At 42.9% G+C, this 24683-nt stretch carries 27 protein-coding genes and 1 rRNA gene; 9 read left to right on the top strand and 19 right to left on the bottom strand.

Annotation, left to right across the window (positions count from 1 at the left end):
- The 6 genes from H525_RS0109240 to H525_RS0109215 form a co-directional block, all read right to left on the bottom strand.
- A 16S ribosomal RNA gene (locus H525_RS0109240) occupies window positions 1-100 on the bottom strand; the annotation flags it as partial.
- 459 nt (window positions 101-559) lie between these two features.
- A complete protein-coding gene (locus H525_RS27215; RefSeq protein ID WP_155837210.1) occupies window positions 560-733 on the bottom strand; it encodes a hypothetical protein in 174 nt (57 codons plus the stop codon).
- A gap of 249 nt (window positions 734-982) precedes the next feature.
- Window positions 983-2608, bottom strand: coding sequence for a M20/M25/M40 family metallo-hydrolase (locus H525_RS0109230; protein ID WP_035100505.1), 1626 nt, complete (start codon window positions 2606-2608; stop codon window positions 983-985).
- Window positions 2609-2643: 35 nt separating this feature from the next.
- On the bottom strand, window positions 2644-3348 hold the full coding sequence (locus tag H525_RS0109225; protein WP_027415970.1) for an amino acid ABC transporter permease: 705 nt from the start codon (window positions 3346-3348) through the stop codon (window positions 2644-2646).
- Between the two features lie 71 nt (window positions 3349-3419).
- On the bottom strand, window positions 3420-4223 hold the full coding sequence (locus tag H525_RS0109220; protein WP_027415969.1) for an ABC transporter substrate-binding protein: 804 nt from the start codon (window positions 4221-4223) through the stop codon (window positions 3420-3422).
- A gap of 27 nt (window positions 4224-4250) precedes the next feature.
- Window positions 4251-4973, bottom strand: coding sequence for an amino acid ABC transporter ATP-binding protein (locus H525_RS0109215; protein ID WP_027415968.1), 723 nt, complete (start codon window positions 4971-4973; stop codon window positions 4251-4253).
- Between the two features lie 202 nt (window positions 4974-5175).
- On the opposite strand from H525_RS0109215, the gene H525_RS0109210 reads away from it, so the two are divergent.
- Window positions 5176-5418, top strand: coding sequence for a YkuS family protein (locus H525_RS0109210; protein ID WP_027415967.1), 243 nt, complete (start codon window positions 5176-5178; stop codon window positions 5416-5418).
- Window positions 5419-5510: 92 nt separating this feature from the next.
- Here H525_RS0109210 and H525_RS0109205 read toward each other — a convergent pair whose 3' ends face one another.
- Window positions 5511-6536: a peptidase MA family metallohydrolase gene (locus H525_RS0109205; protein WP_027415966.1), complete on the bottom strand. Its 1026-nt coding sequence runs from the start codon at window positions 6534-6536 to the stop codon at window positions 5511-5513.
- A 211-nt stretch (window positions 6537-6747) separates the two neighbouring features.
- Here H525_RS0109205 and H525_RS28965 point away from each other — a divergent pair, with 211 nt between their 5' ends.
- Window positions 6748-6882: a hypothetical protein gene (locus H525_RS28965; protein WP_281172596.1), complete on the top strand. Its 135-nt coding sequence runs from the start codon at window positions 6748-6750 to the stop codon at window positions 6880-6882.
- 66 nt (window positions 6883-6948) lie between these two features.
- On the opposite strand, the gene H525_RS23445 is transcribed toward H525_RS28965, so the two are convergent.
- Window positions 6949-7857, bottom strand: a complete 909-nt coding sequence (locus H525_RS23445; protein WP_051330924.1) for an alpha/beta fold hydrolase — start codon at window positions 7855-7857, stop codon at window positions 6949-6951.
- Between the two features lie 218 nt (window positions 7858-8075).
- The gene (locus H525_RS0109195) at window positions 8076-8585 is read right to left on the bottom strand and encodes a DUF2062 domain-containing protein (RefSeq protein WP_027415965.1); all 510 of its coding nucleotides are present in this window, start codon (window positions 8583-8585) and stop codon (window positions 8076-8078) included.
- A 236-nt stretch (window positions 8586-8821) separates the two neighbouring features.
- Here H525_RS0109195 and H525_RS0109190 point away from each other — a divergent pair, with 236 nt between their 5' ends.
- Complete coding sequence (locus H525_RS0109190; RefSeq protein ID WP_027415964.1) at window positions 8822-9937, top strand: aminopeptidase; 1116 nt, start codon at window positions 8822-8824, stop codon at window positions 9935-9937.
- Window positions 9938-10203: 266 nt separating this feature from the next.
- Here H525_RS0109190 and H525_RS0109185 read toward each other — a convergent pair whose 3' ends face one another.
- The 3 genes from H525_RS0109185 to H525_RS0109175 form a co-directional block, all read right to left on the bottom strand.
- Complete coding sequence (locus H525_RS0109185) at window positions 10204-10479, bottom strand: hypothetical protein (protein ID WP_027415963.1); 276 nt, start codon at window positions 10477-10479, stop codon at window positions 10204-10206.
- On the bottom strand, window positions 10476-10925 hold the full coding sequence (locus H525_RS25485) for an LpxL/LpxP family acyltransferase (RefSeq protein WP_051330923.1): 450 nt from the start codon (window positions 10923-10925) through the stop codon (window positions 10476-10478). Before H525_RS25485 ends, H525_RS0109185 begins: the two co-directional genes overlap by 4 nt.
- A 414-nt stretch (window positions 10926-11339) precedes the next feature.
- The gene (locus H525_RS0109175; protein WP_425387670.1) at window positions 11340-11543 is read right to left on the bottom strand and encodes a DNA alkylation repair protein; all 204 of its coding nucleotides are present in this window, start codon (window positions 11541-11543) and stop codon (window positions 11340-11342) included.
- 444 nt (window positions 11544-11987) lie between these two features.
- Between H525_RS0109175 and H525_RS27780 the strand changes: the two genes are divergently transcribed.
- Together H525_RS27780 and H525_RS0109165 are read left to right on the top strand one after the other, a co-directional pair.
- A complete protein-coding gene (locus tag H525_RS27780; RefSeq protein ID WP_027415961.1) occupies window positions 11988-12281 on the top strand; it encodes a DUF2653 family protein in 294 nt (97 codons plus the stop codon).
- A 44-nt stretch (window positions 12282-12325) separates the two neighbouring features.
- A complete protein-coding gene (locus tag H525_RS0109165; RefSeq protein ID WP_027415960.1) occupies window positions 12326-12562 on the top strand; it encodes a transporter substrate-binding domain-containing protein in 237 nt (78 codons plus the stop codon).
- A gap of 130 nt (window positions 12563-12692) precedes the next feature.
- On the opposite strand, the gene H525_RS0109160 is transcribed toward H525_RS0109165, so the two are convergent.
- Entirely contained in the window at window positions 12693-14384 is a 1692-nt protein-coding gene (locus H525_RS0109160; RefSeq protein WP_027415959.1) for a glycerol-3-phosphate dehydrogenase/oxidase, read from the bottom strand.
- A 34-nt stretch (window positions 14385-14418) separates the two neighbouring features.
- On the opposite strand from H525_RS0109160, the gene H525_RS27205 reads away from it, so the two are divergent.
- Complete coding sequence (locus tag H525_RS27205; RefSeq protein ID WP_155837208.1) at window positions 14419-14661, top strand: hypothetical protein; 243 nt, start codon at window positions 14419-14421, stop codon at window positions 14659-14661.
- A 142-nt stretch (window positions 14662-14803) separates the two neighbouring features.
- On the opposite strand, the gene glpK is transcribed toward H525_RS27205, so the two are convergent.
- The 5 genes from glpK to H525_RS23435 form a co-directional block, all read right to left on the bottom strand.
- Window positions 14804-16294 (bottom strand): glycerol kinase GlpK, encoded by a 1491-nt coding sequence (gene glpK / locus H525_RS0109155; protein WP_027415958.1) that lies wholly within the window; start codon window positions 16292-16294, stop codon window positions 14804-14806.
- A gap of 36 nt (window positions 16295-16330) precedes the next feature.
- The gene (locus tag H525_RS0109150; RefSeq protein WP_027415957.1) at window positions 16331-17155 is read right to left on the bottom strand and encodes an MIP/aquaporin family protein; all 825 of its coding nucleotides are present in this window, start codon (window positions 17153-17155) and stop codon (window positions 16331-16333) included.
- A 229-nt stretch (window positions 17156-17384) separates the two neighbouring features.
- Window positions 17385-17942 carry a glycerol-3-phosphate responsive antiterminator gene (locus H525_RS0109145; RefSeq protein ID WP_027415956.1) on the bottom strand — a complete coding sequence of 186 codons (558 nt, stop codon included), beginning with the start codon at window positions 17940-17942 and terminating at the stop codon, window positions 17385-17387.
- Between the two features lie 169 nt (window positions 17943-18111).
- Complete coding sequence (locus tag H525_RS0109140) at window positions 18112-18852, bottom strand: hypothetical protein (RefSeq protein WP_027415955.1); 741 nt, start codon at window positions 18850-18852, stop codon at window positions 18112-18114.
- Window positions 18853-18962: 110 nt separating this feature from the next.
- A complete protein-coding gene (locus tag H525_RS23435; protein WP_051330922.1) occupies window positions 18963-21317 on the bottom strand; it encodes a sigma-54-dependent Fis family transcriptional regulator in 2355 nt (784 codons plus the stop codon).
- Window positions 21318-21599: 282 nt separating this feature from the next.
- Between H525_RS23435 and H525_RS0109130 the strand changes: the two genes are divergently transcribed.
- The 3 genes from H525_RS0109130 (at window position 21600) to H525_RS0109120 (ending at window position 23260) form a co-directional block, all read left to right on the top strand.
- The gene (locus tag H525_RS0109130) at window positions 21600-22649 is read left to right on the top strand and encodes an aliphatic amidase (protein WP_027415954.1); all 1050 of its coding nucleotides are present in this window, start codon (window positions 21600-21602) and stop codon (window positions 22647-22649) included.
- A gap of 66 nt (window positions 22650-22715) precedes the next feature.
- Complete coding sequence (locus H525_RS28960; protein ID WP_281172595.1) at window positions 22716-22844, top strand: hypothetical protein; 129 nt, start codon at window positions 22716-22718, stop codon at window positions 22842-22844.
- Between the two features lie 80 nt (window positions 22845-22924).
- Window positions 22925-23260 (top strand): AAA family ATPase, encoded by a 336-nt coding sequence (locus tag H525_RS0109120; protein WP_342664282.1) that lies wholly within the window; start codon window positions 22925-22927, stop codon window positions 23258-23260.
- Window positions 23261-23300: 40 nt separating this feature from the next.
- Here H525_RS0109120 and lpdA read toward each other — a convergent pair whose 3' ends face one another.
- The gene (gene lpdA, locus H525_RS0109115) at window positions 23301-24680 is read right to left on the bottom strand and encodes a dihydrolipoyl dehydrogenase (RefSeq protein WP_027415952.1); all 1380 of its coding nucleotides are present in this window, start codon (window positions 24678-24680) and stop codon (window positions 23301-23303) included.
- Between the last annotated feature and the right edge of the window lie 3 nt (window positions 24681-24683).

The following is a 24683-nucleotide window of genomic DNA, read 5'->3' as shown; positions in this document are numbered from 1 at the left end:
CGCTAACTTTTAAAAGCAAGCTTTTAAAAGTCCGCTCGACTTGCATGTATTAGGCACGCCGCCAGCGTTCGTCCTGAGCCAGGATCAAACTCTCCAAAAAAGTTTGACGCCCACGGATGGGCTAACGTCGACGTTGCAACACGATGTTGCGTTCTTAGTCGACGTTCCTTAATACTCATTTAAAAAGCTGGTCTTACTTAAAATCCAGAATTGTATCCGGGTTATATCGCACATTTGGCATTTCACTGTTCAGTTTTCAAGGAACTTCATTCCCGCCATCCGCTCTCAGCGGCGACTTGTATATCTTATCAAATGTCCAGCAAAAACGCAACCGGTAATTTTTTCATCAATATTTGTCTATCGTCACGTTGTTACCAATTGATTGATAGTTTATTACCAGTCTTTTTTCAGCTCTATTTAATGAAAAGCGTATTTGATAAGTTTGCGCTGCAGAAGCGACAAGAAATAATTTATCACGATTCAACAACAAACACAACAGGAAAATATAATCTGAAACTCCGTACTCACATCTTTACCTGCTAAGCTCCCATCATTAACTTTATTCATGATTGCTCATACTTTTATTGACCCGATTTTTGTCTTCGGAGAAAATAAACAGCAGCCAAGTCAAGGCAAAGTAAACGATGCCTGCCCAGATCCGCCCGTTTCCGCAAAGAAAACCAATATAGCCTCCTGAAATTATACTTACAATTACTTTCTCAATCTTCGTCATTTTTCTCTCTCCTTGTTATAAAAATAAAAAAATGACCCGATTTTCGAAGACACGATGTTAAGGTATCCTTACCCTTACTATACCTTTCGATTATGTCAAGAGTATGTTGACGGGAGACAGGATCCCAGCCATGTAAAAGTATTTAGAAAACATGGCTAGAATCGTAAATCCCCTATCACTCACATAGAAGCAAGACAGAAATAGCAGGAAAGCAAGGGCGGTTATACCTCCTTGCCTTCCTGCTATTAGCTATTGTAATAATTGATTTATTAAAACCTCTACCATGTCCACTAAAGGCTCAAAGGCGTAGTCAACATCCAATCGTTCCGTCCATTTATGAGCATCCCTTCCTACCGGTCCCAAATTTATAACCGGAACGTTGAGCTCTTCCAGACTGTCTAAAGGAAGCGTATAATTCTTTCCCCAGAGCGGGAGATTAGAAAGCAACGGCTGTAAGGAAGAAGCGGGTTTTTCTAACCCTGCATAACTTAAATCCGAGATTCCCGGAAAATAATGTTTTTCCCGGATCGCAATACCGTGCTCTTTCCCGGCATATGCAATCAATTCATCCGCCGCTTTTCTAATTCGGGAATGGTTCCGGGAACTGACCGCCGGATAGTACGGTGGTGCAAAAAAGAGAACGATCATTGGTGCCAGTTCTTTACATTGGATTGCCAGTTCATCTACCAATTGAATGGTTGCTTCCCGGTCATCTCCTTTATTTTTCAGCACATTGGTTTCGATACGGCTGATTTCCTCTTGGCCATATCTTTCCAATGCATAATCCATTAATTCTTTATAGGTTAACACCCTAATATTCATCTTGCCAATAGTTGAATGTGCAAGTGTAGAGAACTTTTCGGCTTGTTTGTGATAGCCTTCTTCGATGCGTCCAGCCGCCTTTTTCACATGGAAGCGGAGTTGTTCGAGAACTTCACCCATGGATTTTTCGAACAAGAATAAATTAAATAAGGAAACGGCGCGGTGGGGAATTTGTACGGAGTATTCCTTTTTTAAGTCCTTTTGAAAAAGGTTCGTCGGCGGTGGTGTTACTTCTCCTCCCACCACTTCACATAGTTCTGTATTTAACTCCAATTCACACGTAATCTGTGATGCCATGTAGCTCGCATTGAGTCCCATGAACGGTTCACCGACATGCGTCTCTTTTCCGTAGCAGAGAAATCCGGGTAAAATCTTTCCGATAGAACCGGTGTAAATATACTTTCCACGATCCCCGGGATAACAGGAAAATATCGGTTCAGAATTTAAGCATGCTTTATATTCCAGTTGGTGCTGTTTAGCGATTTGCACGAGCAGAGGAGCAGCGTCCCTCATCCCCATTGAATTGACTTCTTCGTCGCAAACAGCCAAGAGAAGTAGATTGCCATCAAACGTCCCGCTGAAGGCTTTTTCTATCATAGACATATGCAGCGTCAGCCCACATTTCATATCCATCGTACCTCTGCCGAACACCCAGTCTCCATTCGTCAAATCCTCTTGTACATCCACAGGCATAGAAATCTTATTCGCATAAAATTCCCGGGTCAATTCACGAACGTGAAAAGCGATGCTTTTCCATCTGCCGTAATCTTCAACTTCTACCACATCAAAATGAGAAATAAGAATCACCGTGTTTTTGGTCTCATTCGTTTTCTTAACAAGGCCGGTCACGATTTTGCGTCCGTCACTTATCGTGTGGAGTCGCAAATGTTCAGGGTGTTCTTTAAAATAAACCGTCTCCCCTAACTCACGGGCGATAAATTCAGCAATTGCAATTTCATCCTTGGAACCGGTTATACTAGGGAACCCTACCAGCGTTGAGAGAAGATCCGTCAATTGAGCTTTTGTCTGCCACTTTGGTTTGTCCGTATTCAACACACAGCACCCTTTCTCCAACACAAAAATAATGGCTAGTTTATATCTACCACTGTAACATTGCCGCTCGAATTTTTCGCCTGATTATTTCTTTGTTTTTTCCTTATATCAAACCTGGCTTCAAGTTTCGTAACAAAATAGGAAAAAGCTAAGACAAGAGCAAAATAATACAACCCGACTACAATATACGTGGTCAGCTGCTGAAAGTTGGAGGCCGCTTCACTCAAGCCTGAACCCCATAAATCCTGCATACCAACATAAGCAACGAGAGAGGAATCCTTAAGACCGATAATAAATTGATTGCCCAAAGGAGGGATAGCCAGCTTAAAAGCTTGCGGAAGAACCACCCTTCTCATAGTCAGAGGGTAAGACATTCCTAAAGACCGGGCCGCTTCCACCTGCCCCCGGTCGACCGACTGAATGGAACCGCGAAAAATCTCCGCAATATAGGCTCCGCTGTGAATCGCTAATGCGAGGGCACCCGCCCAGAACTGTGACAAAGTTACAACGCTGGAAATCCCAAAATAAAGAATTGCAATTTGGACGATAAGCGGCGTTCCCCGAACGACTGCAAGATATAAAGTAGATAAATAATTTAACATCTTATTGTTAGAAAGGCGAAAAAAAGAAAAAATCAGTCCAATCACGATTCCGAGAACAAGAGAGGTTATAGTTAACTGTAGTGTGAGAACTGTTGCGGGCAGAAATACCTTGTATGTCGATAGAAAAATATCAATCATGCCATAATCACTCCCGAATGGTTTAGGTTGCTGAAAAACAGGGGTGCCATGAAGGCACCCTCGTGTTTTTCTTATTTTTCATCTCCTAGAATATTACGACCAAACCATTTGTTGCTAATCTTATCGTAGGTTCCATCCTTAATGATTTCATCCAGTGCCTTATTTAATTTATCGAGGAGCTCCTTATCTTCCTTTCTTACGGCAATGGCCTGATCATCATGGCTGAGAGGTTTGCCAACGTCCTTAATTTTAGCCGACCCTTCCTTTATTACGCGAAATCCAACCATCTGGTCCGTGATAACAGCATCGAGCCGACCCGTTGGCAAATCCATAATAGCTGTTAAATCGCTATCGTATTCAATAACTTTATCCTTATCGGTATACGTAAGAGCGAGAGTTTTATAAGGACTCGCTTTTACGACACCGATTTTTTTCCCTTTTAAATCGGCAGCAGATTTAATTGTGTCATTATTCTCAGCCACAAAAATTTGCGAGCCTGAGCGATAATAAGGATTCGTAAAATTAACTACCTTTTTACGTTCATCCGTGACCGTCATACTCCCGAGAATGGCGTCGTACTTTTTGGCCAACAGCCCTTGAACTATGGTTTCCCAAGGATTGGTTACCGGGTCTGGTTTCATCCCCATCTTTTGCGCCAGGGCTTCCCCTATCTCCACATCAAATCCTGCAAGTTTCCCATTTTCTTTGAAATTAAACGGTTTATATAAACCGCTCAATCCAAAATGAAACGCTTGTTGTTCAGTGCCTTGATTTTGTGCCGGTTTTGCAGCTTCCTGCTTCCCGCCGCATGCGGTTACGAACAGTGAACCAGCCAACACCGTAGAAACAAGAAATACCATCCATGTTTTTTTCATTTTTTTGCCCCCTTTATTTGTTAAATGTTACATAATGCTTCTTAAAAACTGTTTCGCTCTATCACTTTCAGGATTTTCAAAAAATTTAACAGGTGTAGTTTCCTCCAAAATTTGTCCATCGTCCATAAAAACAACGCGGTCAGCCACTTCTCTTGCAAAACCCATTTCATGTGTGACAACGACCATTGTCATTCCTTCCTTAGCTAACTGCTTCATTACCTGAAGAACTTCCCCGACTAATTCCGGATCCAACGCTGAAGTAGGTTCGTCGAACAGCATAATTTTAGGATTCATAGCAAGTGCCCTGGCAATAGCCACACGTTGTTTTTGTCCGCCTGAGAGCATTTCAGGATATATATGCGCCTTATCTTTCAGACCGACTTTCTCTAACAAATCATAGGCGTTCATTTTCGCGTGGTCCTTTTTCATCTTTCTTACATAAATCGGTGCCTCCATGATATTTTCCAGCACAGTTCTGTGCGGAAATAAATTAAAATGTTGAAATACCATCCCAACCTCGGTACGGAATTTATTCAAATCCGTTTCATTGGGCTTGATTACTTCTTTATTGATTACAATTTCCCCCTGATCGTAAATCTCGAGGAAATTCAGGCATCTTAATAACGTGCTTTTTCCGGAACCGCTGGCTCCCAATAAAACAACAACTTCTTTCTCATTCACAGTCAGGTCGATTCCTTTAAGGACTTCAAAGGAACCAAATGATTTCCTTAAGCTGCGTACCCGAATCATATGACACCTCCGAATAAATTGGGTTCCATTGTTATTTACATCATAGTGTTTGTACACAATACTCACAATCGTCTATAAAATATAAATAATTTCGTTATTTTTATACATTATGTATAAAAGCCTATAAATAATCCTTTTTCTTATAGAGTATGGGAATAAGCGGAATTTCGTTGGGAACATTATGAACAAGGAGGTGGACAGCATGGCGAGAATCGGTGTAGAACAATCTCTAACAGACGTTAGACAAGCGCTTGAAAGTAGGGGGTATCAAGTGGTCACTCTCAAACAGGAAAATGACGCGAAGAATTGCGACTGCTGTGTCATTACAGGCAGCGATAAAAATGTTATGGGGTATCATAACGTTGTAACCAACGGATCAGTTATTGATGCCCGCGGACTAACGGCAGAAGAAATTTGTAAACAAGTGGAAAGCCGTTTAGTATAATCCCGAAGAAGCGGGTATGTGAGCCATGTTCTTTCTTAGATCATGAAAAAGGAACAACCTTGCCGGTTGTTCCTTTTCTGTCGTATTGATAGTTAAATGGATTGGTAAAAATTATTTTCATATTCTTTCATCGGAATCCCGAATGTCGTAAGGAAGCTTTTTTCTACCCCATCTTTTTCTACCTGCTGAATAAACGACTTGAATTTTTCCTGTCCACCATTTTGAATCAGCTGGCGAACGGCGAGATAATCTTCCCATTCTACATTATACTGGGCGTTTAAGATATCATCTTCACTTGCGGTAAGAGGGACGGCTATACCTGCATCAACCGCCTGTTGTAGCTGGGCATTTAAAGCATCCCATTCCTGCTGCGCCTTTAATGGGCTTACTTGACTTTTGGCCAGCATTCCATCATGCCAGGCAATGCCTTCATTCAACCAAACCGGAATTTCATCTCCAATGTTTTGCTGATTCAGCACCACGTGTGTTAACTCATGGGTAAGCACATTCGCTAACTCGGATTGGTCCTGCAGAGCGTATAAAGGGATCCAAATATCAGACTGTACGGTGAGTCCACCCGTCTCGTTCACAATTTTTGATATCTGATCAGTCGGAACTCCCGCTCGCTTCAGCGCTTTCCTATATGAATTCTTTGTTGAAAACAGCACTACATGCGTAGATTTATCCGGTACGTAGCCCAAATTTTCTTTTAGGATAGGGAGAGAGATATCTTTCACCGTTTGACCGGCAAGAGCGAGCGTGTTGCCTGATACTTGATTGTCGCCGACGGAAATCTGTATTTGAGGCGATACATTCTGTGACGAATTCGATCCCGGCCCAGGCAGCTGCTTAATCCCAATCCGGTGCAAAGTCATCAGCTTATGGACCTGATCTATGTCATCAAAAACCTGGCTCATCTGTTGATTAAGACTCTCAATATTATCCGGAGATGCCTCTAACCGATTCATATCGTTAATCATTTTATTTATCCATTCATCAAGAGAAGGGTTCTGTTGAGCGTATTTTACCATTTTATGTTGGAATTGAATGACATCTGCATGGGTATGTCCGGACAAAGATGTTGTCGCAAGCATAGCAGCCAAAAACAATGTCTTCATGTTGTGTTTCCCCTTTCTAACCAACCCACGGAAATTATATCCTGTCTCTTCTATTCTATCTCTCCAATATGTCAATAAAATGTCGGCTTGATGCCCGACCGCCATACTAAGAAAAACTCGCGGGCGTTGCCGCTCGTCCTTTTTCTGCAGGGAAGCGAAACGGCCGCTTAGTGACCGGAAGGTCGGACCGACAAAACATCCGGGTACCTCAATGATGGAGACAATTGTCGGTCTGATCGACCTTCCGGCCCACACGCTCCACATCGAAAAGCAACGTTCGGCACACTCCCGCGAGTTTTTCTCAGGTGACCCATGGAGGAAAGTATATGTTGCTTTAACACTGTAAAGCAACATATACTTTCTTTAACGGTTAAAAACGCGGCCGGGAAATTCCGCGCTTCATTTTTCTGCTTCATTCCAAATGAGCCTGAATGGCTTCAATCACTGCATTGGGAGCTTCCCACGGAACAAAATGCCCGATGCCGGGAAGCATGCGGAACGATAAGCGGCTAAAATATTCACCAAGTTTATCAGACCAGGCCGCAAGCATGACCGGGTCGTCTTCCCCCCACAGTACTGTAGTGGGATGGTGGACTTGAATGGATGTGGGGTCTGCAGCCGCTTCTTGCGCACGGGCTCCGGCGCGTGCCCTGTAGTAAGCAATACTGCTCTTCACAGCACCAGGGCGGGAATACACATCAATGATGGCCTCTAATTCTTTCGGACGAACCGACTCTTTGCGGCCGGCCCAGTGTTGATAAAAGTGGCTTATGTACAGCTTTACTGTATTGCGGTCATACCCGATAAGCTGCTCGGCCCAGGGTTGATTATGTAAATGCTGGTACCAGAACTGTCCCTGAACGGAAGGATCGAACCTTCTCGTGCCGATTCCCGGATACGGCGGGTTCAATAAAATTAAAGAGTGAATTCTTTCGGGAACGATTCGGACAAGAGCCTGGGCCACCGTCGCTCCTATATCGTGTGCAGCCACAATAACCTTATCGAGATTCAAATGTTCCAGTAGAGCGATAATATCCTTTGCGAAAACCTGCGGAGTATATCCTTGCGCCGGAGGAAGATCCGGTTTTTCTGAATCCCCATATCCACGAAAATCCGGGGCGATGACGTCCGCCTGTAAGGCCAATTTCGGTATAACATGCCGCCAATCATACCAAAAGCCAGGCCAGCCATGCAGCAGAATAACCGACGGACCCATTCCCTGCCGCACATAATGCAGTTGTACACCTTCTACTCCGGGTGCCATTCCATGTCCCCAACGTTCGTCTGCGGGGGATACATCCATAAAATGATTGAGGCTCATATGATCTCCTACTCTCTTTATAATATAGGAATTTCCTCTGCTCAATCGTTGGTGATTTTTATAATGTAAATGACTACGTTCGTTATAATTATAGTTATATTCGATTTTTCTGTCAACTAAGAAACGTATGATGGTGAGCTATTGAAATGGACCCTACGCAAAAAATCCGATAGACACAGCAAGCGGATTTTTGTTTATGTTTTTTGTACTTTTTTATATTAACGGGATGTTTTTCTTTTGGTTTGCCTTTCTTTTCTTTTACGATATACAAGAAGGAAGAAATAGACGACAAAATAACTGATGCCGGCCATAATTAACCCGTCTACAAAGCTTCCCATTAATAATGCTAGCCCCTTTTCCTTAAAAAAAGCAAGGGAGAACGTATGATGGAGCTCATGGCTCACTGTATTCCCGACATCTCTTCCAATGAGAAACCTTCCTACATTAAAATTAAGGTAAAAGAATACAGGCAGAATAACTTTTCCTAACAAAAAACCGATCAGGGCTATACTCGTGATCCCTCCGAATAATCGAATTAAAGGGAACAGCGCCAGGAAAGCTATCCCAAATGTAGGCAGAGTTACAAATTCAATGAATAATCCAATCGCAAAACTGCGGGCTACAATAGATAAGGCCCCTTTATTTCTAATTAGCTTATAATATTCATGCTTTATTTTTCGCCCTACCCGCTGAGGGAATGTATACGATTTAACATCCGGTTGTTCCATGAAGCACCTTCTTTCTCAAGCCGGAAATTGATAACGCGGTACTGTATATCTATACGAAATCCAAGGTAAGAAGTTTCATCTAGGCCTTTATTCTTACTGTTGTTCTCCATTGGATTGGCCGTTATAATGGAATGATTACTTGAATACGGTTATTTAAATATGGTAAACCTGTGGTATGTCAGTTTACCTAGCTAAATACAGCTCTAACAAAACTCCACAGAAGGTAGGAATCAATTATGGTAGATCCGCGTTTGGAACGTTTAGCCGCTTTATTAGTTAACTATTCCACAAAAACACAATCTGGTGAAAATGTCCTGATTGAAGCTTTTGGTATTGATAACGCACTTGTTAAGGCAATTATACGCGAAGTTCATAAAGCAGGCGGGAATCCTTATGTAAACATTAGAGACCACCAGATTATCCGACAACTGCTTCTCAATGCTACCGACGAGCAAATCCGGACGTGGGCCGAATACGATACAAAACAAATGAGCATGATGAACGCTTATATTGGAATACGCGGCGGGGCAAATATCAACGAGCTCTCCGATGTGCCCGATGAGAAATCAAAATTATACCAGCAAATTTACGGAGCCGAAGTACATACAAAAGTGAGGATTAAAAAAACGAAGTGGGTTGTACTGCGCTACCCTAATCCGTCCATGGCCCAGCTGGCCAACATGAGCACGGAAGCGTTTGAAGATTTCTATTTTAACGTTTGTACAATGGACTATGAAAAAATGAATAAAGCTATGAGTCCGCTTGTTGATTTAATGAACAAAACGGATAAAGTCCGCCTCGTTGCTCCAGGAACAGATTTGCAATTCTCCATTAAAGATATCCCTGCCATCAAATGTGCCGGAGATTTAAATATTCCGGATGGGGAAGTGTATACCGCCCCTGTTAAGGATTCAGTAAATGGTGTCATATCGTATAACACCCCTTCCCCTTACAACGGCTTTGTGTTCGAGAAAGTGAAACTCACTTTTGAAAATGGAAAAATTGTGGACGCAGTGGCGAATAACACGGAACGCATTAACAAAGTTTTCGACACCGATGAAGGAGCCCGTTACATCGGGGAATTCGCAATCGGCGTCAATCCGTATATACGTGAGCCGATGAAAGACATCCTGTTTGATGAAAAAATTGATGGTTCGATTCACTTTACACCTGGCCAGTGCTACGATAATGCCTTTAATGGCAACCAGTCGGCCATTCACTGGGATATGGTGTTAATCCAACGTCCGGAATACGGCGGCGGAGAAATCTGGTTTGACGACCGACTCATCCGCAAAGATGGAAAGTTTGTTGTTCCTGAACTGGAAGGATTGAATCCGGAGAACTTGAAGTAAACCGAAAAAAACTGCAAACATTGCCTGCACTCCCTTCCAGAGAGCAAAAAAACATCTTATTACGCGTTGTAAGCGTAAATCTCGCCATTCAAGCAAAACAATTAGTAAGTAAAGCCGACATTGTTTTGCAGCCTGAAGTCCGCTCCATTGGATGCTCGACTTTTCCAAAACGATAGCTTGTGTAGAATCCGGATATGAATATACCCGGAAAAGAATAAACGACATAAAGGATATCCTTGAAAATGAATATGCCCTATGACTGTATTTCAGGGATATCCTTTTCTTACTGTTTGTGCAAATTCCAAAAACACACATACCGTGTCGGTTGCAAGCGTGGCCTGGATAACGGCATCCTTTTTTTGTTTTGAATAGACATCCTCCAGATTCACCCTGCCATACACAATTTCCCCGGTATCGGGCTGATAATGGAGCCCAAACCAAAAAATCAATCCTCCTGCATGGAGCAAAAACAAAAAGGGTTCAAAAATGGCTAGCATGTCGAGGTGAATCCTTTTATCGTCTCCTCCATTCGTTTTCCTCATTGACTATCAAAGCCATTCTTCTGAACTGTGTTTGCCTCCCACCTTTCATCCGCATTAAACCAATAAAACCACTGCGCTGGTTTTTCGACGACTATTTTTTCTAAAACGGCATTTAATGCATTCGTGGCTTCCGTTCGTTCATTGGAATCAAAATTCTCATACAAAAACATAGGCCTTTCAAATTTTATACGATGTTCAAACCCCCGAGTTCGATATCCATAAAAAGGTACAACAGGCACCTGTTGTTCTATTGCTAATATCGCTGTTCCTGCAGGACTACGGGTGTTTCGATCAAAAAACCTTGCCATCGGAAATGATGGGCGCCAAAAATCACCAAGAAGTACAATCACACCGTTAGCGCCCAAATGCCGCCGTGATGTCCGGAGTAATTGGATAGGAGGCACAGTGTCATAATCTAATCCTGCACACCCCATTCGTTCAAACATAAGATAGAGCGGTCGAAGTTCCTTACTTCCTGCCGTAGCCACTGTTAAACACGCATATTTTCTTTTTTTGTCCGTTCCAAAGTCGGTGAGTCAATAAGAATTTCATACATTGTGATGCATATATGATAAAAATAAGTCCTGCAATAAGAACGTATTTCACGCAAAGATTGATTCGTTAACAGCTCAACCAGGTTTTGCAAAACGCGTTTTCTAAATTGCATAGCGAATAAATAAATAATCAAGCCAATCATGCAACAGAGGATTTTGTTGATATTTTATTAATCTTTCTTGAATCTCCCTTCGCTTTGTTTAACAATCTTTTACAAGAAGTGATAAAAATTATTGGATGAAATAAAAAAAGCTCCCATCACTTTGTTAAAAGCTGTGCGGGAGCCATAATCCTTGATTCGTTACCTACATAGAGCCTTTTTGATTAAAATTTTGCGCCATTTTCATAAAGATTTTGTCATCATCAATCATTCCGCAGGCCCCGCACTGGATACGTTGCGGACTGCCCGTATACCGTACCTGAAACAGTTCGAGGTCCTCCGCATATTTCTCCATAATCTCACCGCTGCCCGGGTCAATTTTGATATAGTGGGGGACTTGTTCAATCACCGTGAACCTGGTTCGGTTTCTGCATGATGGGCAAAAGTAGGGGCTAATCATCTGTGACTCTCCTCGCTCTGTTAACTTTTAAAGCCGTATACCACATGAATGAATGACGTTTTTACTTGTTATATTATTTCAGTTTTATGGCGTCTTTATGCTTTTAAGTGGGTTATGATTCCCAACCTTCTCTTATCGTTTGCTGTATATCAATATAAATAATGTGCTATAATTTTTTGCAGCAGGCATATTAGTCGTTATCGTATACACTGTATGGCTGGCCCAGTTCATTTTATGATACAGGTTCAAAGTGATATTTCATCTCGCAGGGGAGTAAGTAAGAGCGACGATAAAGAAAATCAAATCATTGCTCAATCAAACCTCACCACTTTACGCCGTACCACGCTCTCAGTTAAAAACTTATTATACGAAAAATTTCGGAGGGAACGTAATATGAAGATTCATTTTATTGAACAGGATGTAGTGGATGCTTGCTGTGTATTTGTAGCGAAGAGGCATTTTGGGATACCTGAAGAGGTAGATGTCGACCTTCAATTCAATCCCGGCTCCGGATTCGCGGCAGATGCCCGTAAAGGGTATCAAAATATCCGGTTGACTGAACAGGATTTAATTGATGCAATTGCCGTTTATCTGGCGGACTATCATAATTTTATACCGGAAAATCTGAGAGTTTCCCTGTCTTTCAACCAGCAAACAGGAATAGAAGCCGATATTATGGTAGTGTAAAAGTTCATTTGTTCACCGTTCTGGTTTTATCCATGAGAAATTTTATGGACAAGAAGCCGGCACAGGTTCGGGTAGTTTTCATTGATCTCCACAAAGTATTTGTCGTAAGGATAAAATTAGTAAGTTATGACATTGCAATGGGCGGCATTACCCGTACGCTGGAGCGGCAGAAAAATGTCCAATTATCTCATCCTTATTTACAGTTTGGAAAATCACCGCTTATTGAAAATGTCAACGCTGTTGTACCTGCTTTTCTATTTATATTCCTCAGACAAAACTAGAGGTTATTACAACACCAAATCAAAACCTTAATCGTTAAGAGAGTAAACAGCCGTATACAGTAATTAAAAGCAAAATCCACCAGTTTTTCTGGTGGACATACTTTTTCTTCTTATACTATTAGTACCTGCTTTATATGGCAAACTTTTTATTATGATTCTTGTCATCTACAGGTACGGTCGCATCATGCAAACACATTTCAAGCTCATTGCTGTACTTTGTCTTTTCTTCCCGGCTCCACTGCAGCCGTTTTGCCATATAGTTGATAACCGATTCCTTCCATTTGTATACCCAGTCAATATGAAAGAATACGGCACCGGTCCGACGAATAAAAAAGTCCACCGGTTTATACGCCATTTCTTCCTCTATCGCATAGTGGACAGAAACGAAAAGGTCGAGCGGTAATTCGCCCGCTTCGGCTTCTGTTTCATAGAGCGCCGCCATTTCATATAACCGGCCGACATTGGAACCATATAGGCGCACTAATCTTTCCGCTTGCACTGCTGTAAACCCGAGATGCATCCCCTCTGCTGTTTTCTTCTTAATAAAGGCCGGGAAATTAGCTGAGCCGCCTACATTTCCACCGGAGATGGGGAAGTTCTTCGTCCTGCATGCAGGAAATGAGCTGTGTCCTTCATTTTTTAATAAATTCGCAACAAGATTGACAACCGTTTCAGCCATTTTCCGGTACCCTGTCAGCTTCCCGCCTGCAATCGTTATCAGTCCGGAATTTGATTGCCAAATTTCATCTTTCCGGGAGATTTCTGAAGGATCTTTTCCCTCTTCCAGAATGAGCGGCCGAACCCCCGCCCAGCTTGATTCAATATCGCGATCGGTAATACGGACATCCGGAAACATATAGTTGATCGCATCGATCACGTATTTTCTGTCAGCTACCGTCATTTTCGGCTGGGCAATATCTTCATCATAAAAAGTGTCCGTTGTCCCAACATATGTTTTGCCATCGCGGGGAATTGCAAACACCATCCTTCCGTCTGGCGTGTCAAAGTAAACCGCCTGCCTTAACGGGAACCGCTTTTGGTCAATGACAAGATGGACCCCTTTTGTTAATTGAAGGGTTTTGCCCCTTCGGGAACCGTCCTTTTCCCGCAATGAATCCACCCATGGTCCGGCGGCATTTACAATTTTCTTCGCATAAATTTCGTACATTTTATGGCTAATTTGATCGACAACACGGACGCCTGCCACTTTTCCATCGCGATATATGAATTCTTCCACCTTCGTATAGTTAATGGCCGTAGCTCCTTGCTTAACGGCTTCCTTGACGACTTCTACCGTTAACCGGGCATCATCCGTACGGTATTCCACATAGTATCCGCCACCTTTCAGTCCTTCTTTTTTAAGCAGCGGCTCTTTTTCTACCGTCTCCTGCGGATTTAACATTTTACGATGTTCACTTTTCTTCACATCTGCGAGAAAATCATACACTTTTAAACCGATTGACGTGCTGAACTTGCCGAACGTCCCACCCTTGTGAATGGGCAGCAGCATCCATTCAGGCGTTGTGACATGAGGGCCGTTTTCATAAACGATCGCCCGCTCTTTTCCCACTTCCGCCACCATTTTGACTTCAAATTGTTTTAAATAGCGCAATCCGCCGTGGACAAGCTTTGTGGAACGGCTGGACGTTCCGGCCGCAAAATCCTGCATTTCAACCAGAGCGGTTTTCATTCCGCGCGTGGCCGCGTCTAACGCAATACCTGATCCGGTAATCCCTCCGCCTATTACGAGTAAATCAAATGTTTGTTCGTTCAACCCGTCAGCTATGCTCATTCTTTCCCTGCTTGAAAATGATGTTTTCATATAGAATCGCCCTCCTCGAAGTTATACTCTCCTAATGATAAGAAAAACTCGCGGGCGTTGCCGCTCGTCCTTTTTCTGCAGGGAAGCGAAACGGCCGCTTAGTGACCGGAAGGTCGGACCGACAAAACATCCGGGTACCTCAATGATGGAGACAATTGTCGGTCTGAGCGACCTTCCGGCCACACGCTCCACATCGAAAAAGCAACGTTCGGCACACTCCCGCGAGTTTTTCTCAGGTGACCCATGGAGGAAAGTATATGTCGCTTTAACACTGTAAAGCAACATATACTTTCTTTAACGGATAAAAAAGAGAGACCGCGACAAACAATATAGCCATCTTTCCAGCTATAATGCAGTGCGGTCTCTCCGAAGCTCCTACCGATTTATTAACTTAATTTCAGTATACCACAAACCTTCTTTTACTTAAATGCCATTGTTGCCTGTATCGCTTTTTTCCAACCACCGTACAATTGCGTTCTTCTTTCTTTAGACATTGTCGGCTCAAAGCAACGATCTACATTCCACTGCTTTGATATTTCAGCCGGGCTTTCCCAATAGCCAACCGCCAGTCCGGCTAAATAAGCTGCCCCTAAAGCCGTTGTTTCATTAATGACCGGACGTTCCACAGGCACATCTAAAATATCACTTTGGAACTCCATCAGGAAATTATTTTTGACAGCTCCTCCGTCAACCCGCAGGGTTTTCAGCGATATTCCCGAATCTGCTTCCATTGCAGCTAATACATCTTTTGTTTGGTATGCCAGTGATTCCAGTGTCGCACGGACAAAATGTTCTTTTGTCGTACCGCGCGTTAAACCGAAGACAGCCCCTCTTACTTCGCTGTCCCAATAAGGAGTTCCTAATCCAACAAAAGCAGGGACGACATAAACACCATCCGTGGATTGGACGCGAACAGCATATTGTTCGCTATCCTTTGCGTCTTTAAACATACGCAATCCATCACGCAACCACTGAATCGCGGAACCGGCGACAAATATGCTCCCTTCGAGCGCATACTCCACTTTTCCATTAAGCCCCCATGCAATGGTTGTCAGCAATCCATGAGTAGAAGTGACCGCTTTATCTCCTGTATTCATCAACATAAAGCAGCCTGTACCGTATGTGTTTTTTGCCATGCCTTTATCAAAGCATGCTTGTCCAAATAAAGCTGCCTGCTGGTCGCCTGCAGCGCCTGCAATCGGTACTTCCTTGCCAAAGAAATGATAATCAATCGTATGGCTGTATACTTCTGACGATGGACGAACCTCCGGCAGCATGGACTTGGGAATCGATAGTATTTCAAGCAGCTCATCATCCCATTTTAATTCGTGAATATTATATAGCAACGTTCGAGATGCATTAGAATAATCGGTCACATGAGCACGACCACCGGATAATTTCCAAATCAACCACGTATCAATGGTACCGAAAAGAAGCTCCCCTTTTTCCGCCTTCTCCCTCGCACCTTCTACATGGTCCAAAATCCATTTTACCTTTGTTCCGGCAAAGTACGCGTCAATTAACAACCCGGTTTTATTCCGGAAAAGGTCGTTTAAACCTCTGGCTTTTAAGTCTTCACAAATCTCATTCGTCTGGCGGGACTGCCAGACAATCGCATTATACACCGGTTTCCCCGTCTCTTTTTCCCATACGACTGTTGTTTCCCGCTGGTTGGTGATCCCTATTCCCGCAATCTGTTCCGGTTTTGCTCCCGACTCCGATAAACACGCTGCAATAACAGCCAGGATGGAGCTCCAAATTTCATTCGCATTGTGCTCAACCCAACCCGGCTTCGGGAAATGCTGAGTAAACTCTTGTTGAGCCGTATAGACAATTTCCCCTTTTTTATTAAATAAAATCGCGCGTGAACTTGTGGTCCCTTGATCGAGAGATAAGATGTACTTTTCCATGTGAAACTCCTCCACCATGCTTTTATTTATCTTAACTTATGCAACTAACTTTTCATTATGAATGCTGCCTTGCCGCTTTTTCCCCATTACATACGCGATCAATAATACCGCAACCATAACCACTGTAATATACCAGAAATTTGTTGTCATTTTTCCCTGGAAAAATGCCTTGAAGAACACTCCTCCAAACGAACCTCCCAGTATGGGGCCAACCACCGGAATCCATGCATATCCCCAATTTGAACTGCCTTTTCCATGGATAGGCAGGAAAAAGTGGGCGATTCTTGGTCCTAAATCACGGGCAGGATTGATCGCATATCCTGTTGTCCCACCGAGTGAAAGACCAATACTAACAATTAAAAACCCGACAACAAGTGGATTCAGTCCTTCCGTAAACTTATTTGCGCCAATTGCCAGTATTCCTAAAACCAATACGAATGTTCCAATGATTTCACTGAGCAGATTTGCGAAAGGATTAGGGATAGCGGGACCTGTTGAAAATACGCCAAGTTTTGCAGCAGGGTCTTCTGTTTCTTTCCAGTGCGGCAAGTAATGCAAGTATACGATAACAGCGCCAAGAAAAGCTCCGATCATTTGCGCTAAAATATAGGACGGCACGCTTGTCCACGGAAAATCACCATTAAAAGCCAACGCCAATGTTAAAGCAGGATTCAGATGGGCACCGCTTACTTTTCCAACCGAATAAGCTCCTACTGCAACGGCTAACCCCCATCCAAACGATATAACAATCCAACCCGAATTGGCGGCGAATGATTTTTTTAATGAAACTCCCGCACATACACCTCCACCTAAAATAATTAAAATCATCGTTCCTACAAGTTCTCCTAAAAATGGTGACACTGGACTTTCCTCCTTTAAATATTTTTGCAAGCGCTTTAAAAATAAGGTTAATAAAAGCGAATGACCGAGGAACTTGTGAAAGAAAAAAGAGATCCACAACAAAACCCCCGTAAACGGTGGAATTTGATGTGGATCTCCGTGTCTCCATCACGATTATTAACTTGATTATTATGTTAATTTAAATTTTAAAAAACGTCAATATATCTTCACAATTTTTTTAGAATTTTCTTTAGCGTGCGTAATGCTCCCAGAGGCTTCGATTGGAAGTGGTAATGGCAGTTGCCTTAGCCTGTAAGGCATTCTCCACATCTTCGACCGACCGGATTAACCCTCCGGCAAAAATAGGGAGTCCTGTTCTTTCCTGTACTTCTGTAATGATAGCCGGCATGGCCCCCGGCAACACTTCAATGAAGTCGGGCTGAGTTTTTTCTATGAGGGAATAGCTTTTTTCCAAAGCATTTGTATCTAAGAGGAACATTCGCTGAATCGCCAGCACCCCTTTTTGTTTCGCCTTCATAATGACGCTTGCTCTCGTTGAAATTAACCCAAATGGTTTGATTTCCTGACACAAATACTCCGTTGCATACTCATCATTTTTTAACCCCTGGATTAAATCTGCGTGCAGGAACATTTTTTTGTTATACTTATGCGCCATTTGATATAAATTTTTTAATTGCGCGATATGAGTATCCAAAAAAACGCCATACTCATAAGAACTATGGACGATTTTCTCAAAATCCTTCATATTCCTGGCTGCCGGTAAAATCTTTTGCCCGTGAAAACTCATCTCGTCACCCGCCGTTCAATCATGATACACACCCTTAAAATTTTATTCGCATGTATAGAATTCTGTTTTTGCGTCAGTACTCCTTTTTCCCACGAAAAAAATCCCCCTTATGTTGGAATAGACTCACGTGGCGAAAAGAGGAGGATTCTGTGGAAGAAAAATCGCGGCACTATTTATGCTCTGTACCTGTATCCACATTTGAATTTGAACTCGTATTGGTATCTGTATTTGTTTGATTCTCCGCCGGCGATGAGGAAATTCTGGGCTGAGTTTGAGTTTCTATTATTGTCTGTGAGTCCTGCATATTGTTTGTGTTTGTATTTGTATCAGCGGATGGCTGGCTTGGTAGTTGGTTTATTTGTTGACCTGGTTCCGGGTCTTGCGCGGAAGTGGACGAAGCCGGCTGTTCCTCGTTTGGCCGAGCCTGTAGTTTTAACGCAGGTTTTTTTTCCGATCCAACAGCCTGTTTTTTAGCGGAAGATGATAGCGTTTGTTGAGGTTTTTGCTTAGGTGCATCAGGGTGGTTTTTAACAGATGTAACTGAAACTGGTTGACTTGGTTGAACGACATTATTTTTTCCCGGATTTTTTGATGATTGAATGGGCTCTGCAACGATCCGATTGCTATTGTCAGCCGGAAAAGACGGATTTGAATTCGTGAGAGACAAAACATCGGTAGGTTCGGCTGAAAACGACTGGGATTGCTGCGTTTTTACAATAGGCGTGGAAGGAGCCGATGGAGCAGGGTAAAGACCCACGAAGGAAAGAATCCCTGCCGCAAAGAATAAACACAAAGAACCCATCACGACAAGAAAAAGAGAAAAAATCTTGTGACTTTCTTTTAAAAAATAGCTGCAAAAAAAGCACAAAAGAATAGCACCCGAAAAAGAGACAATGAAAATGACCTCCATACCCCTTCCTCCTTAAGAAACGTTTACATCCTATTCTTACCCGTTGCAACATGGTTAAAACGCTCGTAACTTTTTCTCACGTGATGTACCAAACGAACAATTGTCCCCTTTCAATTTTGAAAGGGCCTTGATTTATTTACCTTATAGATGTTCCACTGACTCATTTTTCGATATAATGTGCTTCTCGTTATACCGAGTTTTCGGGCTGCTTCACTTACACTTGACGATTCATGAAGGACTTGTTCAATCAGTTGTTTTTCTATCTCTCTCAAATTAACAGCTGAAGGCTTCAGGTCGACCCTATTACTATGCTGCAAATCCTCCGGAAAGTGACGCGGTAGAATCTCCGGTTCATCGATGGCAAGATGAAAAGCTCTTTCAATGATATTTCTTAATTCCCTGACATTACCCGGCCAAGGGTGTTCCTGGAGCACTTTTAATGCGGAACGTGAGATAAGCAAAGGGCCTTTACCATAATGCTGTTGCATCTGATTTAAAAATTGAGCTGACAAATATTCAATGTCTTCAATCCGCTGGCGAAGTGGAGGTGCATGAATCGTAAACACATTTAATCGATAGTAAAGATCCGATCGGAAGGTTCCTTGATAAGCAATTTGCTCCTTAAGATTCCGATTCGTAGCCGCAATTACACGCACATTAATAAGGCGTTCCCTATTTTCTCCAATCCGAACCACTTTACGTTCTTCAAGGACCCGCAATAGGCTAACCTGCAGTTCAAAGGGCATCTCGCCAATTTCATCTAGAAATAAGGTACCTCCATCAGCAGCCTCAAGCTTGCCTATACTTCCTCCTCTCCTTGAGCCGGTGAAAGCTCCCTCTACGTAGCCAAACAACTCACTAGAAATGAGTTCACGCGGAATAGCTCCGGCATTAAGAGCGACAAACGGTCCCTTACAGCGTGGACTTTGTTCATGGATGGTGCGCGCCATAACCTCTTTGCCCGAACCGGTTTCACCTAAAATCAGAACATTGGCATCTGATTGAGAAGCAATCTTTGCAACGTGGAGTTCCTTTTGAAAGGAGCGGCTCCATGTCACTATCCGTCCAAACTGATATTCCTCAACCAACGGTTTTTTTCCGAGTGTAGGAACCTGTTCTTTTTTTTTAAGTAAGATGATACCGACCCGCCGATCATCATCTATCCAGCGTTCAACCCACTCATAGGTTGAAACCAATTCTTGCAAGTGATCTTCCTCAAGTAGATCTCCCTTTTGGGCTCGAAGTATGGAGAAAGCACTCGAATTAACATATAGAACTGTCCGATCGTCATCGATCACTACAATACCATGATTTATTTCCTGGGCTAACGTCTCAACGACAGACTTCCAAATAGATTCCTCTTTCGGTTCATTAAGAATCATATTCGTCATAAGAGGTTTAGCCGGTATTGGCTGTTTGGAACTCCAGATAATTGAGAATTGGCCATCTAAATTTGCCCTCCCAATTCTCACCTCGCGTGATATATGATGATTAGAATCCACCTGAATTCTACCGCCAGGAGATGAAAAACTCTTCCTATACAAGTAATTTAAAATCTGCTTTCGCCCTGCAGATTGCAAATGCACAATAGCATGTAAAATCATTTGTACGCCCGAATAGGTACTTGCCATCACTGAAGATACAACTGTATTGGCCCCATATAATTTCCTCATTCCTTCTACAAACATTCGATTCTCGACAGTATCAATGGACTGAAAGTAGCTTGCACAACTATAATGACCTGCTGCATATTTGGTCCCCATAGACTGAATCTCCAGTTCTGTCGTGATGGGGCTGAAGATTGGCATTTTCTCAGGATTGAAGCCCCATTCATAATAAGTTCGATAAAAGTGCAAGACGCTTTCACCCACGAGGGTAGAGAGGATCACATGAGGAGAAGCAAGTTGAATATCCTGAAAAAGATGTACAAATTGGGTGTAACCAAGTGGCACATATTGTTCTCCTACTACACCTCCATTCATATTCTGTAGCATTTCACGAATTTGCTGATTAGTATACCGTGGATAGATATAGTCATTCCCTATTAAATAGACCCGCCGCCCAAATTGTTGCACCATAAATTGAAGAAGAGAAGTAATTTGCTGATTAGGCACTTCCCCAATGTAAAATACGTTTGGATGAATCTCCTGCCCCTCATATAGAGTTGGATATACCAAAAGGCAGTCATACGCTTCGAGAACAGGTAAGACGGCTTTACGGCAAGCAGACGTATAGCAACCGACAAAAATTTTTATTCCTGATTGGGCCATCTCTAATGCATGGCGATAGCTCTCCCGGGGATCGGACTGTATGTCCCGTACCTCATAAGTAAACGTAAAATCCAAATTACCCCTTTCATATTGGAACTGATTAAGGGCGTACAGAGCGGCTTGATACTGTCCTACTTCCGTCAAGGAAGTTGTTCCTGTCAAGGAAAACAAAAATCCAATTCGAACAGGTTCCATATTTCATCCCCTAGTGTATAAATAGTAAACACTGTCGCAAAATTAAACATATTTCTGACATTTCTAATTGTAGCTGATATTATTGAATTTTTAAATAATTTTTAAAATAACTGCTTTACTATACGACAAGTTTATTTTCTCTCCTATTCCAAAATGCTTATATTCCTACATAAATTTTTTTGGCACCCTTCTTGCTTTTAAATAAAGACAGATAGATGAATTGAGGAATTCGCCTCTACTTGCCTATCTCATAATTTTTTGATTGGGGAAAGGAGTATACAAATGAGACATGGAGACATTTCTAGCAGTCACGACACGGTCGGCGTAGCAGTGGTGAATTACAAAATGCCACGGCTGCATACGAGAGCCGAAGTTCTGGAGAATTGCCGTAATATAGCCGATATGGTGGTTGGAATTAAACAAGGATTACCGGGTATGGATTTAATTATTTTCCCTGAGTACAGCACACACGGAATTATGTATGACGAACAAGAAATGTATGACACCGCCTCTTCTATTCCAGGTGAAGAAACAGCCATCTTTGCAGAAGCTTGCCGCAAAGCGAATACCTGGGGTGTTTTCTCTTTAACAGGAGAAAAACACGAGAATCATCCGAATAAAGCTCCTTACAATACCCTGATCTTAATGAATAATAAAGGCGAAATCGTTCAGAAATACAGGAAGATAATTCCCTGGTGTCCAATTGAAGGTTGGTACCCCGGAGACTGTACGTATGTTGCAGAAGGGCCAAAAGGTCTCAAAGTAAGTTTAATCGTCTGTGATGATGGAAACTATCCAGAAATTTGGCGTGACTGCGCCATGAAAGGTGCGGAACTTATTGTCAGATGCCAGGGCTACATGTATCCAGCCAAAGAACAACAAATTATCATGGCTAGGGCTATGGCTTGGTCGAACAATACGTATGTAGCAGTGGCTAATGCAACAGGTTTTGACGGAGTGTATTCTTACTTTGGACACTCGTCCATTATCGGATTCGATGGCCGTACTCTCGGGGAGTGTGGAACGGAAGAAAACGGGGTTCAGTACGCCGAAATCTCGATCTCACAAATCCGTGATTTCCGTAAAAATGCACAATCGCAGAATCACTTATTCAAACTGCTTCATCGTGGCTACACTGGGCTCATTAATTCTGGAGAAGGAGATCGTGGCGTAGCAGAGTGTCCATTTGATTTCTATCGCACATGGGTGCTTGACGCAGAAAAAGCACGGGATAATGCAGAGAAATTTACGCGATCAACAGTAGGTACATCTGAATGTCCAATTGCAGGCATTCCCCATGAAGGGAAAGAACAAGCCGCCGGTGCTAAGTAAAAAAACAAAGTAATTAAGGTCAGGGTTGATGCCTGACCTCCTTTGTAATCATGGGAGGCGCCTATTATGACCTTTATAACAAGTAAATTAAAGGATCTGAATCAATATACTAAAGTCGAAGAACCGTTAGAAAAAAGCCGCAGAAAATCGAAGGATCATACAGTAAGCCAGGAATTGTGCTATTTGATGAATTAGAAAAAGCAAGCGATCAAGTCATTTGCTCTCTTCTCAATGTAATGGACAATGGACTATTGGTTATGACCTCGTGAAAAAAAGTGATTAACTTTAGGAACTCCTTAATTTTTATGACTAGTAACCTTGGCGCAAAGGAGATTATAAGTTACGCAAATGGAAACTTTAACTATGCCATCCGCAAGCTGCTATGGTTTCTTCGTCCTTCTCACTGGGGGATGAATGAACAGGATTTTCTAAAAGATCTTGTGCTTAACCAGTTAGAAAAGAGATTTAGCCCTGAATTTATCAATCGATTTGACGACATCTTTGTTTTTCAATGGCTGCAGCAGGAAGTGTTAGGGCAAATTCTAGGAAGAATTGACGGAAAAAGTGCTGTTTATACTACCGATGCAGATGAGTCCGAGCCTCTTCCATAGATTCTCGGACTCATCTATTTATGATTTCATGTTGGTTTTCTTATGAATGAATTCCCTTCCCAAGCCAGCTTGCGGCAGCTTCCATTATAGTTTCAGATACCGTTGGATGGGGATAGATCATACTGGCCAATTCATCTATTGTTCCTTCGAGATGCATAAAGGCAGCGGGTGTGGAAATCATTTCAGTTACATGCGGCCCCACAAGCACAGCACCAAGAATCTCGCCGTATTTTTCCTCCGCGATGATTTTTGTAAAACCGTCTTTCCGATCAATGGCAAGTGCTTTCCCATTTCCGACATGATGGTACATGCTTACTTTTACTTGATACCCCTTTTTACGCGCTTCCTCTTCTGTCAGCCCTACACTGGCAATTTCCGGTTGGGTATAGACACAGCGAGGAATGACTTTGTAATTCATAGCGATCCGCTGACCGGATGCATTGAGTGCGGCTACACTTCCTTCCGCACTGGCTGTATGGGCCAATTGCGAACCGCCGATGAGATCACCGACAGCATAAATTCCCTTAATGCTTGTCTCCAAATAATCATTTACCTCGACAAAGGGACCCGTCATTTTCAGTCTTAAATCCGCGATGCCAGAGAGGTTCGGCCTGCGGCCAACGGCCATCAAAATCTCGGAACAAATCAGTTCATCCCTGTTACCCGCGTGATCGGTAACATGAACCACCTTTCCGTTTTTGCCGAATCCTATTGATGCCACCGTCGTCCGGGTTAACAGGGTGATGTTCTTTTTCTGCAAAGCTTTGCGAAGAGCGGCAGAAGCATCGGGATCTTCGTTTGGTAGCAGACGGTCAGCCATCTCTATAACGGTTACTTTCGTTCCTAAACTTTGAAAGATACAGGCAAATTCAACCCCAATGAATCCACCCCCAACGATGACGATCGATTCCGGAATTTCTTTGATTGCAAAAATCGTATCGCTCGTATGGTAGGACACCTCACCCATTCCGTTTATCGAAGGAACAAACGGTACCGAACCGGTCGCAAGGATAATGGAGTGAGCCTTAATCACTTGATTTTCATTTGCCGAAATCATGATGGTCTTATCTGGCTGCACCGTTCCTACCCCCTGGTAAACATCCACTTTTCCTGCTTTTAGCAAAGAAATGATCCCTGTACGTAAGCGTTTGATCACCTGGTCTTTGCGAGCCATCATTTTATCCAGGGAAAGGGTAAGCTCTCCGGCATGGATTCCCCAGTTTTCTGCCGCCTTAATATCCTCAATTACTTCTGCGTGCCGAAGGAGCGTTTTAGATGGAATGCAGCCCCGGTTGAGGCAAGTGCCGCCTACATGATCCGCTTCGATCAGAGCGACGGTTTGTCCTTCTTTTGCCGCGCGGATAGCCGCTACATAACCGCCAGGCCCACCGCCGACGACGACAACATTGTATGATTTCATGAT

Origin of the sequence: Aneurinibacillus terranovensis DSM 18919, from assembly GCF_000430625.1 — a bacterium.
GTDB classification, from domain to species: Bacteria; Bacillota; Bacilli; order Aneurinibacillales; family Aneurinibacillaceae; genus Aneurinibacillus_B; species Aneurinibacillus_B terranovensis.
This window is presented reverse-complemented; position numbering and strand designations above follow the sequence as displayed.